This is a genomic window from Fluviispira vulneris (assembly GCF_014281055.1).
GTDB classification, from domain to species: Bacteria; Bdellovibrionota_B; Oligoflexia; order Silvanigrellales; family Silvanigrellaceae; genus Silvanigrella; species Silvanigrella vulneris.
Window position 1 is genome coordinate 31,127 of record NZ_JACRSE010000007.1, and the last position, 17,593, is coordinate 48,719.

Below are 17,593 nucleotides of genomic sequence, written 5' to 3' on the forward strand. Positions count from 1 at the left end.
CATAAAAATGTATTTAGAACTATAGAATCACTGACAGTTGTATAGTAATTTTTGTGCCTAAAATTTTGGCAATTCATACTAACTGCCTCAGAAGTTATATGAATTCTAGGTTCTACAGAGTAGCAGCCCATATAAACTTTGCCTTCAGGAGAGATAAATTTATCAATTCACATCTTTACCTCCTTTTTGTATCGCGAGCACAATCAACACAATACTTCCGGTGAAAAATCTTAAGTCTGATGGCGCTAGACCAAAAGACAAAGCTATTCCCTGAATTTGTTGATAGATAAGTGCGCCAATAAAAGGGGCTGCGAGTTGTTTTGTTATTGTTCTATTTCCTATGATTGCTTCTCCAATCATAAGGCTTGCTAGTCCATGAATTACTATACCAACACCAATACCTACATCCATGAAATTCTGCATTTGCACTATTAAACTGCCAGCAAGACCAAACAGAGAACCTGCAATGAATAATCCCAAGCTGGTATACTTGTTTATGCTGATCCCATTGTTCATAGCAAACTTAGGATTATTGCCAATAGTTCGAAACCGTAAACCAAAATCAGTTTGCAAAAACAAGGCAAAAGGCATAATGCAAAATACACAAACGATAATTAGCAATATAAGATCAATTTTTATGCCATTCATATCGAACAAAGCTATATTTGGTTTACCCATAATCCTGAGGTTAACACTATAAGCCATAGTACTGAGTATTATCCCTGCTAGAAGACTATTGACTTTAAGTCGCAAAGCTACTTGCGATGTCCCCAATGCCAGCAATCCTCCCGCCAACACACCACCAATAATAGAAAATATTTGTGGAATACCAGCAACAATTAGGCTTGCACAAACTGCACCTCCAAGTGGATAAGCCCCTTCCGCTGTCAAATCAGGGAAGTTGAGGAAACGGAATGGAATCATAATGCCAAAGGCAATCATTGCTAGTATTAAACCCTGCAATATCCCAGTATGAAAAAGCTCAGTTGCCATTTTCTCCTCCGGATATTAAGAGTTGATCTTCATACTGATGAAACATTGCAAGTAAATCATGCACTGCCAATGCCTTCTTTTGTTTCCCTTGAAAGTCCAGCGCTACTTTTCCTTGGTGAAGCATAATTAAGCGATTTCCATATTTAATAGCATCATCCATTTTATGCGTAATCATTATAGCAGTGAGTTCAAGATTCTTGGTTTGCTTGTGTGTATATTCCATAAGCAGAGTCTGCATTTTAGGATCAAGCGCCGAAGTATGTTCATCTAATAATAAAATTTGTCTTCCTGAATGAATCGCCATTAGGGTTGCAATCATTTGTCTTTGCCCACCAGATAACATTTTCAGTGGCTGATCTATATATTCCTCTAAGCCAATATCTAATTTTTTTAGCTTTTGAATAACTTTATTTCGAAACCTTCTATAAAATAATAATTTTGGTGAATTTATTTCATTTAGGGCAATATTCTCAAGCAGAGTCATTTCAGGAACTGTACCCAGGTTTACGTCTTGTACAACTTGGGCCACATCACCTTTTAGTTTTATCGTGCCAGAATCCGCTTTATATTCATTGCTAATTAACTTAAGCAACGTAGATTTACCACATCCATTGGCTCCAATTAGAATGCAGAAATCCCCTTTTTCTACTGATAGACTCACTTCATTAATCACAGGCCTAAAAAGGCCTTGAAATGACTTGGTCACTTTAGCAATTTGAATCATATGTCACTCAATAATTTCTATATTGGAAGGAAAGCTAAGACCTAGCTCTATTGCAAGCTTTTTATTAATCACACCATGATGTTCTTCAGCAGTTGGATAAAATGGATTTAAATCCCTGATATTTTGTCCTCGCATAATCTCTGCTGTGAGTTTCGCTGCATTTCTACCAACTGCAATATAATCAACTCCATAACTTGCAAGAGCCAATCCATCTTTCACAGCCTGTGCTTCTACGTTAAATACAGGAATATGAAATTTACGGGCTTCGGCGCTAATGACTGGTAATGTTGGTTGGATTGGTCCACTCGTACCTACATAGATAAAATCTACTTTGCTTTTAAATTCCTGCATTCTAATCTGGACATCACGAGCTTGTTCCACTGGTATTGCGATAACAGAAATATCAAACTCTGATGCACTTGCTTTCATCATTTGAACGAGTGCAATATCGTTCGCTTCTGAAGTTGCATACAATAGTCCAACTCTCCTTGCTTCTGGTAAAATTGATTTAGCAAATTTCAGAAAAGCTCTCAAATCTTGCATATCAGAACTCCCTGTAATATTTGCCTCAGCTTTATATTTCTCTTTAATCAATCCAGCTTCAACGGGATCTGTAATGACTGTATAAATTAAAGGAATATCATGAATCTTACCTTTGGCTGCCTGCGCAATTGGGGTGGTTAATACCAGCATGGCTTTTGGGTTTTTAGCTTTAAGGCTGATAAGCATTTGAGGGATCAAGCTTGGATCGAATCCAGCATCAGCAGTTTCGTAATGTACATTTTGATTTTCTATAAATCCTTCGACTCTCATCTGCTCTTTGAAACCAAGTATGGCAGCATCAAGTGAAGCATGTGAGCCATAATTAGCTATAGCTATAACTGGCAGCGCATTGTTTTTCTTATTATTATAAAGAATGAGTGCTATTATAAGAATAATAAAGACAGCAATAAAGTAGGGAGTTTTTTTCATATATTCTCCATGTCAACATTTAATTTTTTATAGATAAAGGTAATTAATATATATTTTAATGAAGGTCAGTTACTGATAAGTAACTATAATAATATTATAGGCCGAAAGGCCATAGTATAAAAAAAATAGGGGATATTTGAAATGAGGATTCTAAAACAATAGGTAACATTTTATAAACCAGAAATTAAAAATTGACAAAGTAACGCATACAAACGAATTAACGCCAGCAACACCATCGAGTTGTCAAATTTTTATTTACTAAGTTTACCATTGTTTGTTTTATCCTATTAAACTGCAATAAAGCTTTATTAAAAGGCTCAGTATTTTGAATATCCTAATATTGTTACTATGTCAAACGTATATCATTTTTTTAAAAGTTCGTAATGCTGGTTGCTATGTTTAAAGGAAAAAAATACTTTTTTGCTCATCTTTAAAAGGAAAAAAATTTAAGCTTTAGCACCAATTAAATTTATAATCTTAAATTATTTTTTTTTATTATAATCTAATAGAGATTTCATAGCTTTCATAGTTTCTCAAATGTTATACACACGCACTCGACAAGTATGGCTTTTCCCCATTGACTTAATCTGAAATAAGATGTACCACAAATGTAGGTTGAGGGATTAGCCCCTCGATAACCAATCCCATGGGATGGTTAGTATGCTTACAGAGCATACAAAGCAACCATGAGAGGTGGTTGTAGGCCCTTAGTGTTTTTCTAATGAACCCGCCAGAGTCGGAAGGCAGCAACGGTGTTTAGGATGACAGGTAAGACCAGCTTGCAGCCACCCCTCATGGTTGTTTTTTATTTTATTTGTGCATGTTAAAATTATGTACTTACCTTGAACTTTCTTGATTTTTGTTTTTCCTGAACACATACTATTTCTAATTGAAAGTTATCATTCTTGTTTTTTGCAAGGATTGATAATCTCTAATTATGTGATAAATCAATATTAACTCTTATTTTTAAATTTTTATTCGGTAACCCAACTATGCGCTTAGACAACAACTCCCAAAACCATATTACCCCTCAGCATGAGGAAAAAAATTATATTGTTTTGGCACGACGCACACGCCCCCAAAGTTTTTCAGAACTCGTGGGCCAAGAAGATGTCTCCAAAGCCATCGAAGGAATGCTTTCCAATAAAAAAGTTCCCCACGCTTTTCTTTTTACAGGCACAAGAGGAACAGGAAAAACCTCAAGTGCACGTATCTTGGCAAAATCACTCTGCTGCGAAAAAGGTCCAACACATTCTCCTTGCCAAACTTGTATCCATTGCACACAAATCACAGCTTGCGCCCACGATGACGTACTGGAAATTGATGGAGCCTCGAACACGGGCATTGACAATATCCGAGAATTACGTGAAGCAACCCGTTTTTATCCAAATTCAGCACGTTATAAAGTTTTTATAATTGATGAAGTTCATATGCTTAGCACAGGGGCATTCAATGCCTTACTGAAAACTCTTGAAGAGCCCCCCCCCCAAGTTGTATTTATTTTAGCCACAACAGAACTACACAAAGTTCCAATCACAGTGCGCTCTCGCTGCATGATTTTTTCCTTTAAAAAAATTGATCCAGAAGTGATCGCCGAGCATTTAAAAGGCATTTTGCATAAAGAAAATATTCAATTTGAAGATGATGCCCTGAAAATGATTGCACGCGAAGCAAAAGGTTCTCTGCGAGATTCTCTCAGTCTTCTCGAACAGATCATTGCAATTTGCGACCATACATTTATTTCAACTGAACAAACCAAAAAAGGACTTTGCTTACAGGGAGAAGAAATTGCTGAAAGAATATTCACAGCTATTTGTGCTCAAGAAACGGGCCAAGCAATTGAGCTCTTGCAGCAAGCAGATACCGCAAGCCTAGATATCGCAACGCTTATAGAAAATACAGCCCAGCTCTTCCGCAATAGCATGCTAATAAAGAGCCTAAATGATAAAGAAAGAACCATTCGTCTCACACAGCTCTTACCTAAAGAATATGATACATTAAAAATGACAGCAGATAAGCTGTCCATAGCAAGCTTAAGTGAAATATTCAGACTGCTTTCAAGCTCTGTAAAAGAAATTGCTCGCAGCAATGCAGGACTTGCGTGGGCAGAAATTATAGTCACAGATTGTATTGCCCGCGCAGAATGGCTTTCAGCAGCAGAAATCATGTCACTCATACGCAATGGAGGAGGACAGAACGTTCCTCTCCCATTACACAGTGCTGCACAAAAACCAATTATAATGAGTCCCGAAAAGCCGGTACCTAAAGAAGAAATGAAAGTAACAGGTCCTTCTCTACAAAACCAAAACCCTAGCAATGTAAAAGCAAATTCTATTGATTTAGAAGCATTTAAAAATCTCGTAATGCACGCTGAAAAAAGAAGCAAAACCTTAGCCACACGCTTGGGATTTGCAAAAATTGATATTTTTACTGCTAAAACAGTCCAATTTTCAGATTCACCAGAAAACTCAACCTACCTTTCTTTTAATGAATCTGATTTAATTCATTTTTGGGAAAGCATACGAGAAATTGGTTTCCAAGATGCTGAATTTAAAGGAACATTTACGCCTAAGGCACCTCAAATAAGAAAAATTCCACTGAAAGACCAACAATCCCTGCAAAACAATTTAAAAAGTCCATCCGAAAGACAAACCCATTCACTCAAGGCACCCAAAAATCAACAAAACGTAGCACTACATTTTCAAAAATATAATGAAAATATAAGTATAAATACAAAAACAGAAAGCAAACAGCTAACAAAAAAGGCTATATCTCTCTCAGAAATTAAAACCCATGAAAAAAGCCAAGATTTTCTACAAAGAGAGAGAGCTATTCTTGAAAAAGAACATATTCAACAACTTAAAAAACTTGCGACGGAGATTCAAATCACTTCACTCGAATAAATCTGTGCAATTTTTTAAAAAAAGAGCACAAAAGTCAATTCTGTTCTTGCACTCAGAAAAAAGATTTGGTTACATTTTTTACTGGTATATGACAGAGACAATCTCATTACCGATTTTTAAAAAGAAGTATATATAAGTTCCGCTAAATTAAGGTTTATTTCTGGAGGTTCTGATGGTTCTAAATGCTGACACTATTGATGAAAAATTACTTCATCAAGTAAATCAATCAATCGAAATGGCAAAATCTGACGACGAAGACGAAGATGATGATGACGATTTCTATGACGAAGACGATGAAGACGAAGATGATGAAGATGACTACGACGACGATGATGATGATGACTACGGCGATGATGATGATTATTATGACGATGATGATGATGAAGACGAAGATGATGATTATTATGATGATGAAGACGAAGATGATGATGATTTAGATGATGAAGATGACGACTATTACGATGACGATGATCTCGATGACGAAGACGACGATGATTTAGATGAAGATGAGGATGAGTGATTCTTAAATTCTTTAGCAAAGAATTTTTTAAGCATTGCTCATTCGCACAACGACTCGGCGTACTCTTCTTTTGCTGACCTCAACAACTTCCATTATCACATTATTAATTGTTAATTTATCACCAGATTTTGGAATTTGTCCAAAATGATGTAAAATAAGCCCAGCTAAAGTATCAAATTCTTGGTTATCGTTACCCTTAATTAGGTCTGCAACTTTTATATCAAAAAAATCACAGAAGTCATCGATATGAATTTTACATTCTACTAGAAATTGATTGGCTACTTGTGTGGGCCTAATTGCATCTTCTTCATTGTCAAATTCATCTCTTACTTCTCCAAATATTTCTTCAAAAATATCTTCCATTGTTACAATGCCGCTCGTGCCACCATATTCATCTAGCACAATAGCCATATGTTGTTTATGTCTTTTCATTTCTTGAAAAAGATGATCGACTGCTTTTGTTTCAGGTATAAACATCACTTCACGGCGAATTTCGGATACATTTGCATCGAGTCGCGATGCTTCATGCTGATGCTTTTTTAAGAAAAAAAGCGCATCTTTAGCATGAATTGTTCCAATAATATTGTCAATTTTGTCTTCATACACTGGAATACGAGAAAGCCCCGTTTCTTTAAATTTATCGATCACATCGACAATTTTCATAGATTGGGAAACTGCTGTTAAATCTATTCGATGAACCATAATCTCACGCACCACAGTGTCACCTAGCTCAAAAATACCAGATAACATATCATGCTTCTGTTCAGCTATGACACCTTCTTTTTCACCAACATTTATTAAAAATTCGAGTTCTTCTTCTGTAATTTGTGGATCATTTGATAATTTATTTTTACGTGAAAATAATGACCCGATATAATTGCTCACAAAAGTCATCAGTAAAGTAACAGGAAGTAACAAAAGATAAAATATTTTAAAAACTTTCAAAGCTGGAACGACTATCTTTACTGCATTGGCTTTAGCAAAAGTTTTTGGAATAATTTCTGCAAATAAAACAATAATTATTGTCATGACTGCAGTGACTACAAAAATAGACGATGAGCCAAAATGTTCACGGATAATATCATCGACAAAGACGGAAGCAAAAATATTTGCTAGATTGTTACCAATTAAAAGGGCAGCTAAAACTCGATTTGGAGTGTTTAACCACAGCTTTAAAATCTGGGATGATTTCTGCCCAGATTCATACATGTGCTTTGCTTTTAAGTTAGAAATACTTGTCGCAGCTGTTTCTGTCATAGAAAAAAATGCAGAAAGACTTAAACTGATAAATACAATCAAGAGACCAATCAACAATGATTCCAATTCGGGGTCTCCTTTTATTTTATAAGATCAGTATGACACCAATTTGCTTTTCCCATTGCTAAAATAACTTCCTTTTTTATAATTTTTTCCAAATGTGACATGACATTCCAAGCATGTTCATTCCTTTCATGATCAAATCCCTTTAAATGAATAATACCATGAATTATCATTCTTTCTAACTCTTCAGAAAGAGTCATACGTGCACGTTTTGCCTGATTAAAGCAAACAGGCAGACAAATAAGAATATCGCCTAAATAGACAAAGCCTGAAACAGGATCAGAGTCTAAAGCTGGAAAGCTTAAGACATCTGTAGGGTAAAGCTTTCCCCTAAATTGTGAGTTTATCGATAACATTTCTTCACTATCACAAAAACGAATTGACACTTCTGTGGAAAAATCATTGAGAAGAGCAAGAATAAATTTTATTCTATGTTTGATTTCATTCATTTCCACAGATATTTTAACAAGATCTTTTTGCTCAATATACTTACCATCACGTGATTTTAATATTTTCTTAAATTTTTTTGTAGAAAAAATAATATTTGTAGAAAATTTGGGCTTTTTTAATTTATGCATTTTTTTCACTATCTAAAATTATGAACCAGAAAGTTGATCCTTGGATATCTTAGCATAAAAGCATCGAAAACCTTCATGAGCAAAACTCAAACAGGCTTCGGCATCGTCATATCCTGCAAAAAACTCTCCATTTACATCTCCAATCGGTAATTTTTCAGCAAGTATTTTTCCTGTTTTAGGGTCAAGCATAAAGACTTGCCCTTTATAAGAAGCTGCTAAAAGTGCTCCTGAACGGCTCAAAAAAAGGCTTGCAATGGGTGATGCATCTTTTAAAAGTTGAGTTGTCCATTTTTCCTTGCCAGAAGATGCATCCAAGCTGATTACCTTGCCTGAAGACGAACCAATTATGACATTATCAGCATAAAGTTTAGGTTGCGCGACAGATCCTACAGGATAACTCCAAATAGCAGCCCGAGAATCAAGAGAGAGATTTTGAGTCATACTCTCTGCATTCGAAACAATGACATTTCTTTTATAAAGGAGCGGTAAAGCAACGACAGCAGAAAAGCGATCTGGGCCAGCAGGCAACTGAGTCACAGCTCTTTGCTCATCATTTGCCGCAGGAATTCTCCATGACCAATAGATAGAACCTGATTTCGGATTTAAAAATAAAACCGTTCCAAGTTCAGTTCCTACGATCACTTCAGAAGATGTGACTAATAGAGAATTGCTGCTCATACGTAAAGTTGAGTCTGGAGCGAGACGAGTCGCCCATGCTAACTTTCCAGTTTGCCAATCAATCGCTTGTAAATATTCTGAAGCGGAAAATGAATAAACAAAACCATTTTTTACAACAGGTGTTCCCACCGATTCTGAGGAATAAGGGAAAACCCATTTCATACCTTGAGGTAAAGAAAGTGTATTATTAAGTCGAGCACTCGTTACCTTCCCATCTTCTGTATAAACAGGCTTGGGTCTAAACTCGGACATTATTTTTCTCGCATAAGTTCCCCAAAAATAAATATTGTCTTTACCAAGTTTTGGTAAATATGCATTGTTAGGATCTGCTTCGACTTTAATAAGAAAACCCTTAGCAGTGCCAAATAGCCAGGCATTGTCATAAAAAACAGGGGTCGTTGAAAGCGAACCAGGAATGGGAAAACTTGCTAAATAATGTCCATTTTTATTTAAATCAAAACAATTTAAGGTATTAGTTTCTGGTGAAGCACCACATACTGGACGTGGAATAAGTGGAACAGTTTTATTTACAATTCCTGAAAAAGATTGATTTGTTTTTTTTCTTAATTCCAATTGGTTCTCTAACGAAAAAGAATTACTAGGTGTTAACCCACCAAATTGAGAAAAAGTTCTTTTATTTGGCATAACAACTGTTGGTAAAACCGATTGAGAGTTCCATTGTCCTGGTGGATAAGCTCCGATCACTTCGAAAATTTCTGGACGAGATTTTACAATCTTGACTTCAGGAAGTTGAATTGCATTTGCATTCACGCCCCAAAATACACCTAGGTAACAAATATTAAAAAATTTCATTAAAATATCCTACTACAATTTGGTTAAATATCTAAATAATTCAACCAAATTCTTGCTTGCTGTTGTATCTGAGATGCTTGAGTAGACATTTCTGGAGGAGTTTTTTCACTGCTAGTTGATATAATTTGACTAAATACTTTTTGAGCTTCTTGCTTATTTCCAGATAAAAATAAGATTTGTCCTTGTAAAAAACGTGCCTGATTGGGCATAGGGTTTGCAGGAATGTCTTCAACTAATTTTAATTCTTCGAGCGCTTTTGTATTATTCTGTTCAGCTGCATAAATAGTCGCCAAGGCAGTGCGCACTCGTATTTCAACTAAAGGGTATTTATTTAAATTATTTTCAATTGGTTCAAGCACTTCTTTTGCTTTATTATTTTGTCCTTTAGCAATAAAATAACTAGCAGCGCGCACAGCAGCTTGCCATCCACTGGGTTCGGTTGGATGATCTTTTGCAAACTGTGCAAATAAATTCATACTATTTGTGTTATCTGGCATTTGATCTTTTGGTAAATTTTCCTTTGCAGCATTAGCAAGTTTCTGAAAAGCCATATTTTCTTGATTATAAATAGAATCAATTGAGGCGAATTCTGCAGCGAGCTTACTTTCTCTATTTTTTACTATATTATTATAAACTAAAAAAGTAATACCAACTATAAATACTAATAAAATAGAACCTATTAAAGTCCATTTTCTTCTTTGCGCAACTCGAATGGCACGATAAGAAGTCTCTTCAAAAAGACTATTTGCTGAACTTCTTTTAGGATTGATTATTTCTGTTTTAGAAGGTTCATTATTCTGAAATGTATTGCGTAATAGACGAATCACGTTCGGCTCCCTAAATCAGACAAAATTAGAAATCAGTTTGGAGAGATCCCTCACAAACATTATCTTATCTCAAATCACTAACACAGATAAAAGAAATTGTAAGCATCAGCTTAAAGCAATGCTTTCTCCCTTTTTTGCCGCGCTGGCGACAAAAGAATAGCACATACCTCACATTTCGACATCCCGTGAAAGATCGGATACGTTATAATAGCTTTAATAAAACATACAAGACTCGCAATAAGAGAGCTTGGCTGGCCATGGAGGGTCTGCATCGTGCTGGTATTGACTCGGAAGGTTGGAGACGTCATAGCCATAGGAGATAATATAAAAATTATCGTTATGGCCATTAAAGGAAAACAAGTTCGCTTGGGTATTGAAGCGGACAGATCGACTGTTGTACATAGAGAAGAGGTTTATCAAAAAATCAAGCAAGAGACCAATGCTGCTGCGCAAAACACTGTCAATTCGACAAGTGTTGCAAAAGAGTTGCTAAAAAGCTCTCCTGAAAATGAATTAAAGTCAAAACCTGAAAAAAAAGGCGTCAGAATCATCAAGAGGGCTGCAGATAAAGATAAGAATAAATAGGAATTAAACAGATGTGAGAGAGCCTTGAATAATTGAGACATCAGCTCCCATTTGATTTAGTTTTTCAACGATATTATCGTATTTTCTTTGTATCTCTTGGATATTTGACAATAAAGTCGTTCCACTTCCCACAAGTCCAGCAATGACGAGACACATTCCAGCACGTATGTCTGTCGGCATTCTAAAATTGCCTCCTTTTAATGGAGTCGGGCCATGAATAATAGCAGAATGCGTGTGATTTTTATGTTTAAATCGACAAGGAGCTTCTCCTAAACAAGTCGAAAAAAGATTGATATTTGCGCCCATACTATTTAGAAAATGACTGTACCCTAAGCGATCTTCAAAGATTGTTTCGTGTAAAATACTTATGCCATCTGCTTGCGTAAATAAAACCATAAATGGTTGTTGCCAATCCGTCATAAACCCAGGATGCACTTCAACTTCTATATGGCTCTGTTTAAGCCTTCTGCCTTTCGGACTGGAAACAAAAATCCCTTCCGAATTCACTCTAAATTCTGCACCCATCCGTTGAATATAGTTTAAAAAACTGTAGAGCGGATCGTGGGGAATTTTTTCCAATAAAACGTTTCCGCCCGTAGCCAAAGCGGCACAGGCAAAACTCACTGCTTGATTGCGATCTGGCATAATACGCAATTCACAGCCTTTTAGTTTATCGACCCCTTGAATAATATAAGTTCTATTTGCATTCATCGTAATGTCTGCACCCATCTTTTGCAGCATTTTTACGAGTTCGATTACCTCAGGCTCAATGGCCGCATTCTCTATGACTGTTCTACCTTTTGCGAGAGTCGCAGCAATAATTAAATTTTCAGTTGTCATTACACTCGGAAAAGGCAAGACGATGTGAGCGCCGCGCAAACCTTTTTCATCCACAGAGATATGATAAAGATTGTCGTCTAACTCAACTTGAGCACCCATTTCAATCAGTCCATTGATGTGAAAATCAACAGGTCTTTTGCCGATTTTATCTCCACCTAACGCAGCATAAATATAAGCTTTACCAAAGCGATGAAGAAGTGGTCCAACAGCTAAAATAGAAATTCGATTTTTTTGGCATATTTCCCTAGATATTTTATTTTTCATGACTTCATTTGCACATAGTCGGATGGTGTGTTCATCGAGATATTCAACTCTCCCACCTAAATATGCGAATAATTCTTCTGCAATTTTACGTTCGTTCACTGCTGGTGCATTTTTAATAAGAATATGTTCATTCGTTAGAAGAGCAGCGATAATACATTTAGTGACTTGATTGCTACTTCCTGCGATAGAAACCTTTCCACCAGAAAGTTTTCTTCCGCCATTAATTCTAATAAGCTGTTCAACAGACATACCGCTTCCTTCACCTTTTCCGTTTTGCAAATTTTTTTGATTTTTTTGCAAATTTAAATTTCCCCGCATGACTGGGACCGTTTCTTCATAATGCAGCAGTCTAAAAATTACTATCGCCAGCTCTGAGAAAAACATTATATTTTAGGTTGATATATATGTTGAATTTTTTATTTAAAAATATGGAATTATTTGCAGATAGAATCGGAAGATAAAAATGGTGGGTGCTTAGGGACTCGAACCCCAGACCCTCGCCTTGTAAGGGCGACGCTCTAACCAACTGAGCTAAGCACCCGAACTTGATAAACCACTTAGCTCTAAGAACTAAGACTCACTGACACGGAAACCATTTGAAAATGGTGGGTGCTTAGGGACTCGAACCCCAGACCCTCGCCTTGTAAGGGCGACGCTCTAACCAACTGAGCTAAGCACCCGTGCAGAACATTCAAGTTAGGACTTCTTCAGTATGCGACCTATCAAGCAATGTCAACAGCCTTTCTTGATTTTTTTTGAACCCATCAATATTAAAGCCAAAAAATTCTTTCAAGCGCAGATCTCGTAGAAATGGATTGGCTATTTTAGAGATCTCTTTATAAAGAGCAATCCCCGTTTTATCGATCAGCAGGAGAGGAAAAGCAGGCACAGGCCAATCCGTACCAAACAAAAGACGTTCTTTCAGCACACTTTTTTGTGCCAAACGAAACAAGCGGATGGCTGAGCGCACCCGCGATGGGTTAAAAAGCCCAGATGTGTCTAAATAGAAGTTTTCATATTTTCTTGCGAATTCCTCAGCGAGTTCAATTTGCGAAGGCGTTCCAGCATGTGCTGCTATCACGGTCACACCCATATCAAGTGCTGTTTTCAATTTTTTGAGATGATTGAATTTTAACCAACCCGATACAGGTTCGGCAAAAGTAAATTCCCGATCAACATGTGAAAGCAAGGGAATTTTTGCTTCACGTAAGGCATCGTAAAAGGCTAGACATTTTTTATTTTCGGGATCGATACCCATGGCAGAGGGAAGCCACTTTAGCAAAAACACATTATTTTCGATACATTTTTCCAATTCATTGAAGAAATCCTTTCGATAAGGATGAATAGATGCGCCCAATAGAAAAGATTCTTTGAATTTTTGTGCGGCAAAAAAACCCCAGCTATTTGGTACATAAAGCTGACTTAATTCAAGGTTTTGTTCACCATTTTCCAAATAAACAGAATCAAAGCAAAGTACCACAGCTTTGCTAATACAGTCTGAATTTTTGATAAGATCCGAAATTCTCTTAATCCATATTAAATCAATATCCGTTAGCATTTGTTCATTAGATATTTTTTGCGCATATTTTAAATAACGAAATGTAGGCCTTTTTTCAAAAGATTTCCCTAGAATAATTCCTGATTGAGCACATCCAGACCCAGCTAAATGAACGTGAAAATCTATCAACATAAAAGTTCCTATTTATGAATGAGTGTGCGCATTAGGATTGCGCACAAAAAAGCTGAATAAAAAATAATAAGTTAACATTAAAAGAACACCTTCCCATCCTTCAAAATTAATAATGGGATGAGATACAACAAGAGCGAGAGCAAAACCCAAGCTACTCAACAACCAACAAGCAACTAATACCCATCTACAAACAAAAAAAGCACGCCAAGAGACAAGATAGATGGAGGGTGCTTTTGTGATTCTTAATTTCAAACGAATCTCTGAAAGTCGGGAACCCCAAAAACGAAAATAAAGAGAAATTATACAGATTTTACTTAGACCCAAAGAAAGAATTTTTTTAAATTCAGGTGCATTATATGAGATAATAGTATAAACAATTATAAAAAGAAATAGAATAATAAATGATGGAATTTTTTTACTCTCGAAATGATAACATATATGCAAAGTTATTCTTGATAATAAAATATTATAAATAAAAAGATAAAGAGAGGTAAAAAATAAAACAATAAACATATCAGCACTTGAAAAACTTTTAGAAATAAAAATTTTCAAAGCCCAGCTCTCTGATATACTTAAAAGCAAAAGAAACGACAATGAAAAAGTGAGAATAAATATAAAGATGATTCTTTTTTTCAAAAGATGATGTTTTCTCTTATAATAGTCCTTACTCAATTCTCGAATTCTGTTTTCCATTGCGCAAAGTCCTTCTCAATGGCTTCGATATATTTCTGGCCTTTAGCAAGAATCTCAACTATTTTATCAAAAGATCCGGTTTTATTGGGTTCATTAAATCTATCATCTTGAGCGATTTTATAGTCAGGCTCCATTGCCTCCTGCAATGAGATTTTCGTTTCATCGAGATTCTTTTTAAAACTCACAGAATAATCTTGAAAGTAACTTTTGATTTTATTGTTTTCTTGCAAGAAATTTTGTGTAGAAAAAACAATTAAAGAATTATCTGCATGAACCATATCATTGATAAATAATTCAAATGCATGTAATTCAAAATTTATTCCCGATCGTAAGCGAAACAAGGTATCTTCTAAGCATAAAACAATCACGCTTTTTTTCGGTAAAATATTATTTACAAATTGAACTCTATCAGCTTTTTTTAAATCTTCTTTTATAAAATAGGAATGATACATTAATTTAATATCACTCCAGAAAAAAAGCTTTATAGAAGAATTTAAAAAAACCATTTCATAAGCAATTAAAAAACTAAAGTAACTATTTAAGTATTCATTGCTTCTAAAGGTTCTTTTATGTGTCAAATTTTTTTTATTTTCTTCATAATTTTCTCTATAACTTTCAACTGAAGTACACTTAAGCATAAAAGCGATCGCAACTTGCACTGTTTCATACGCGCTATTTACTTTTTGCCATGCTAAAGATTTTGTATCTACCATCCCTTTTTTTAAGGGCCAATGTGATTCGATCTTCTTCAAGTAATTTATTGAAATATTTGCTCTATACTTCTTATTTAAGCGAGTGCAAAGGCAATCATATTGATAAGGTGACTCTTTTTTTTGCAAATTAAACTGAAGCTGAAAGCCTTCACATTTATTTTGCAGAGCCCCCTCATTCTGACAAGGAGCCTGTGAAATGAGATCTTCGATAAAATTATCATTAATTGAAGTTCCAGCTTTTTTGACTTTTTTTATCAATTCATTAATGTTATAAACAAGTCCTTTTAATATTTGCTCTCTCGAACTTGTATTTATCATTTAACAACTCTTTCACTCAAAAATTTTCAAACCACTAAAATTGAAGCATTTGCAACTAAACTTCTCATTACACAAAAACAACTTAAACTGACGAGAGTTTGACGATCTAGAAATAAAGCTAAATAACTCTTAAACTATATAATCAATTAAGCATTTATATGGAGTGCAGAACATGCCAGAGCGCTATCATCCTCTTTTCAAATCAATTGCACTTCTCACTATTCAAGTCATGAGTTTATCCTATTCCGGCCCTATTTTCTCTCTTGAAGGCTTTGAACAAGACGTTCAATCGATAGAAGTTCCAAGTTCAAATATTCTTTTAAACGAGGAAACTTTAAGCTCCCATACCATTCAAATTCCAAAAGCATTGATAAGCTTAGGCAATGAACCTTCTGCCTATGCCCTTATTGTGGAAAAACTTCAACACAGACTTACAGTTTACAAATCCAATTCAAGCGGTGATTATGAACTGATTAAGACATATCGAGCTATTACAGGCAAAAAGCAAGGAGATAAAAAATACACGGGTGATAAACGCACACCTGAAGGAATTTACTTTATCACAGGGAGAATAGATGGAAACAAACTCCCACCCAAATACGGACCTGGTGCATTTGTTTTAGACTATCCCAACATTTTTGACCAAAGATTAAGCAAAACAGGCTACGGCATTTGGATCCATGGCGTCGAAAACGACGCAAGAACTGACAATCCTTTCGATACGGATGGGTGCATAGCTCTGAAAAATCAAGACTGGCTCGAGCTGGAAAAATATATTTTTCCTCTTGAAACTCCAGTCATAATCACTAAAGAAATGAGTTTAGCAATTTCTAAGCAAGATCTAGATGAAGAAAAAGAAAAGATCATGAAATTTGTTGAAAGTTGGAAATCATCTTGGAAAAATTCAGATATTAATAAATATGATCAATTCTATTCTGACTCTTTTAGCTCACAAGGTAAGAATAAAAAGAAATGGCTCGATATGAAAAAGAATTTGAGTTCTATTCGTAATGGCAATATTAATATTGAAATTAGCGAACCTAAAATTCTTGCATTTGAAAATCAAGTTTTAGTATCTTTTTATCAAAAATATCAAGCGCAAGGTAAAGAAGATTATGGTAGAAAATTTTTATATTTACAGCTCGAGAATTCAAATTATAAAATCGTTTCAGAAAAATGGTTCAATGAACCAGCAAAAAATGAACATATAAATGCTTTAGTTAGGCAAAAAAATGAATTCAATACAAAACAATAGTAAAAAGCAATCCAGAAAATTTAACATTATTTATTTTACTGACTCAAACAAAACACATCATCTTAAATTTAATTTAACATTTATAAAAATTATTATTACTTTTTTTATATTATTAAATATCACATCTTTTGTCCTAATTTATATTAGCTATTCCATGATAAAAAATAGCACCAACCAAGAGAAATACATTGTAAATTTTAAAAAAGATATTTTGAATTATTATTTTGAAAAAACTTATCTAAAAGACGAGAGAAAAAAAGAACACGAAAATATTGCTGCCATGGTCGAAAATGAAATAAAAAAAGAAGATATAACGACCAGCCCTCCCATAGTAAAGAATGAAGTTAAAATAGAAGACACAAATTTAAAAACGAATCAGACTGTAGAAAGCACCAATCCAAATGTTCCAACAACTCCTCCATTAAGTAATATTGCTCAAGGAAATGCTAAACCCCAAAATCCAAGTGAGGCTATTCCACCCCCTGCACCTTTAAATGAAAAAAAAGCAATTATAATTGAAGATAGCGGAATTAAAATTGAAAATCCCAAATTCATCCAAACAGACAACTCTGCTAAAATAACTTTTTCACTATTAAATACGGGAACTGTGAAAACAATTTCTGGGAATATATGTTTAGTTATAATGGGAACATCCCCCAAAGGAGAAAATAAAATATACAAAATTCCAAATCATCTCGAACTCAGTACAGAACAAGTACCTTTTACCTGTGGCCCAGGAAATTTAGTCAAATTTAGTCGTCTAAGGCCATCTGAATTCAATATTAATATTGACAAAAATGATTTTATCATTAAAAAAATAAACGTTTATTTTTCAAATAGGAATAAAGCAGGTGTCGTTTTGAATAGCTTTTAAAGCTAATCTTACAAAATTTTGACACAATGTTAT

The 17,593-nt window shown here is 34.9% G+C and carries 17 protein-coding genes and 2 tRNA genes; 5 read left to right on the plus strand and 14 right to left on the minus strand.

Annotated elements, in window-relative coordinates:
* Positions 1-162 precede the first annotated feature (162 nt).
* From H7355_RS14925 to H7355_RS15945, 4 genes are all read right to left on the minus strand, one after another.
* On the minus strand, positions 163-993 hold the full coding sequence (locus H7355_RS14925) for an ABC transporter permease (RefSeq protein WP_186649561.1): 831 nt from the start codon (positions 991-993) through the stop codon (positions 163-165).
* Positions 983-1,717, minus strand: coding sequence for an ATP-binding cassette domain-containing protein (locus H7355_RS14930; RefSeq protein WP_186649578.1), 735 nt, complete (start codon positions 1,715-1,717; stop codon positions 983-985). Before H7355_RS14930 ends, H7355_RS14925 begins: the two co-directional genes overlap by 11 nt.
* Before the next feature lie 3 nt (positions 1,718-1,720).
* Complete coding sequence (locus H7355_RS14935) at positions 1,721-2,689, minus strand: ABC transporter substrate-binding protein (RefSeq protein WP_186649581.1); 969 nt, start codon at positions 2,687-2,689, stop codon at positions 1,721-1,723.
* 707 nt (positions 2,690-3,396) lie between these two features.
* The gene (locus H7355_RS15945) at positions 3,397-3,567 is read right to left on the minus strand and encodes a hypothetical protein (protein WP_222435733.1); all 171 of its coding nucleotides are present in this window, start codon (positions 3,565-3,567) and stop codon (positions 3,397-3,399) included.
* Positions 3,568-3,681: 114 nt separating this feature from the next.
* Here H7355_RS15945 and dnaX point away from each other — a divergent pair, with 114 nt between their 5' ends.
* Positions 3,682-5,592, plus strand: coding sequence for a DNA polymerase III subunit gamma/tau (gene dnaX, locus H7355_RS14940; RefSeq protein WP_186649597.1), 1,911 nt, complete (start codon positions 3,682-3,684; stop codon positions 5,590-5,592).
* A gap of 172 nt (positions 5,593-5,764) precedes the next feature.
* A complete protein-coding gene (locus H7355_RS14945) occupies positions 5,765-6,112 on the plus strand; it encodes a hypothetical protein (RefSeq protein WP_186649601.1) in 348 nt (115 codons plus the stop codon).
* Positions 6,113-6,139: 27 nt separating this feature from the next.
* On the opposite strand, the gene H7355_RS14950 is transcribed toward H7355_RS14945, so the two are convergent.
* The 4 genes from H7355_RS14950 to H7355_RS14965 are packed head-to-tail and all read right to left on the minus strand — an operon-like array spanning position 6,140 to position 10,328.
* Positions 6,140-7,435 (minus strand): hemolysin family protein, encoded by a 1,296-nt coding sequence (locus tag H7355_RS14950; protein ID WP_186649603.1) that lies wholly within the window; start codon positions 7,433-7,435, stop codon positions 6,140-6,142.
* 14 nt (positions 7,436-7,449) lie between these two features.
* Positions 7,450-8,010 (minus strand): rRNA maturation RNase YbeY, encoded by a 561-nt coding sequence (gene ybeY / locus H7355_RS14955; RefSeq protein WP_186649619.1) that lies wholly within the window; start codon positions 8,008-8,010, stop codon positions 7,450-7,452.
* An 18-nt stretch (positions 8,011-8,028) separates the two neighbouring features.
* Complete coding sequence (locus H7355_RS14960) at positions 8,029-9,501, minus strand: outer membrane protein assembly factor BamB family protein (protein WP_186649623.1); 1,473 nt, start codon at positions 9,499-9,501, stop codon at positions 8,029-8,031.
* A 23-nt stretch (positions 9,502-9,524) separates the two neighbouring features.
* Entirely contained in the window at positions 9,525-10,328 is an 804-nt protein-coding gene (locus tag H7355_RS14965; RefSeq protein WP_186649627.1) for a tetratricopeptide repeat protein, read from the minus strand.
* Between the two features lie 273 nt (positions 10,329-10,601).
* Here H7355_RS14965 and csrA point away from each other — a divergent pair, with 273 nt between their 5' ends.
* On the plus strand, positions 10,602-10,913 hold the full coding sequence (gene csrA / locus H7355_RS16250) for a carbon storage regulator CsrA (protein WP_186649632.1): 312 nt from the start codon (positions 10,602-10,604) through the stop codon (positions 10,911-10,913).
* Between the two features lie 3 nt (positions 10,914-10,916).
* Here csrA and murA read toward each other — a convergent pair whose 3' ends face one another.
* The 6 genes from murA to H7355_RS15000 form a co-directional block, all read right to left on the minus strand.
* Positions 10,917-12,317: a UDP-N-acetylglucosamine 1-carboxyvinyltransferase gene (gene murA / locus H7355_RS14975; RefSeq protein ID WP_186649637.1), complete on the minus strand. Its 1,401-nt coding sequence runs from the start codon at positions 12,315-12,317 to the stop codon at positions 10,917-10,919.
* Positions 12,318-12,481: 164 nt separating this feature from the next.
* A tRNA-Val gene (locus tag H7355_RS14980) sits at positions 12,482-12,558 on the minus strand.
* A 62-nt stretch (positions 12,559-12,620) separates the two neighbouring features.
* A tRNA-Val gene (locus H7355_RS14985) sits at positions 12,621-12,697 on the minus strand.
* Between the two features lie 11 nt (positions 12,698-12,708).
* The gene (locus tag H7355_RS14990; RefSeq protein WP_186649640.1) at positions 12,709-13,707 is read right to left on the minus strand and encodes an amidohydrolase family protein; all 999 of its coding nucleotides are present in this window, start codon (positions 13,705-13,707) and stop codon (positions 12,709-12,711) included.
* 12 nt (positions 13,708-13,719) lie between these two features.
* Positions 13,720-13,959 carry a hypothetical protein gene (locus tag H7355_RS14995; protein ID WP_186649644.1) on the minus strand — a complete coding sequence of 80 codons (240 nt, stop codon included), beginning with the start codon at positions 13,957-13,959 and terminating at the stop codon, positions 13,720-13,722.
* 416 nt (positions 13,960-14,375) lie between these two features.
* Positions 14,376-15,431: a hypothetical protein gene (locus H7355_RS15000; protein ID WP_186649647.1), complete on the minus strand. Its 1,056-nt coding sequence runs from the start codon at positions 15,429-15,431 to the stop codon at positions 14,376-14,378.
* 172 nt (positions 15,432-15,603) lie between these two features.
* Between H7355_RS15000 and H7355_RS15005 the strand changes: the two genes are divergently transcribed.
* Both H7355_RS15005 and H7355_RS15010 read left to right on the plus strand, forming a co-directional pair.
* Positions 15,604-16,686 carry a L,D-transpeptidase family protein gene (locus H7355_RS15005; protein ID WP_186649665.1) on the plus strand — a complete coding sequence of 361 codons (1,083 nt, stop codon included), beginning with the start codon at positions 15,604-15,606 and terminating at the stop codon, positions 16,684-16,686.
* Positions 16,664-17,560 (plus strand): hypothetical protein, encoded by an 897-nt coding sequence (locus H7355_RS15010; protein WP_186649669.1) that lies wholly within the window; start codon positions 16,664-16,666, stop codon positions 17,558-17,560. The genes H7355_RS15005 and H7355_RS15010 overlap by 23 nt, the downstream gene beginning before the upstream one ends.
* Positions 17,561-17,593 lie beyond the last annotated feature (33 nt).

Bases quoted from the DNA above. Each gene is read 5' to 3' on its own strand.
- H7355_RS14925 (WP_186649561.1), bottom strand. From the start codon at position 993: ATGGCAACTGAGCTTTTTCATACTGGGATATTGCAGGGTTTAATACTA.
- H7355_RS14930 (WP_186649578.1), bottom strand. From the start codon at position 1,717: ATGATTCAAATTGCTAAAGTGACCAAGTCATTTCAAGGCCTTTTTAGG.
- H7355_RS14935 (WP_186649581.1), bottom strand. From the start codon at position 2,689: ATGAAAAAAACTCCCTACTTTATTGCTGTCTTTATTATTCTTATAATA.
- H7355_RS15945 (WP_222435733.1), bottom strand. From the start codon at position 3,567: ATGTGTTCAGGAAAAACAAAAATCAAGAAAGTTCAAGGTAAGTACATA.
- dnaX (WP_186649597.1), top strand. From the start codon at position 3,682: ATGCGCTTAGACAACAACTCCCAAAACCATATTACCCCTCAGCATGAG.
- H7355_RS14945 (WP_186649601.1), top strand. From the start codon at position 5,765: ATGGTTCTAAATGCTGACACTATTGATGAAAAATTACTTCATCAAGTA.
- ybeY (WP_186649619.1), bottom strand. From the start codon at position 8,010: ATGCATAAATTAAAAAAGCCCAAATTTTCTACAAATATTATTTTTTCT.
- H7355_RS14960 (WP_186649623.1), bottom strand. From the start codon at position 9,501: ATGAAATTTTTTAATATTTGTTACCTAGGTGTATTTTGGGGCGTGAAT.
- H7355_RS14990 (WP_186649640.1), bottom strand. From the start codon at position 13,707: ATGTTGATAGATTTTCACGTTCATTTAGCTGGGTCTGGATGTGCTCAA.
- H7355_RS15000 (WP_186649647.1), bottom strand. From the start codon at position 15,431: ATGATAAATACAAGTTCGAGAGAGCAAATATTAAAAGGACTTGTTTAT.
- H7355_RS15005 (WP_186649665.1), top strand. From the start codon at position 15,604: ATGCCAGAGCGCTATCATCCTCTTTTCAAATCAATTGCACTTCTCACT.
- H7355_RS15010 (WP_186649669.1), top strand. From the start codon at position 16,664: ATGAATTCAATACAAAACAATAGTAAAAAGCAATCCAGAAAATTTAAC.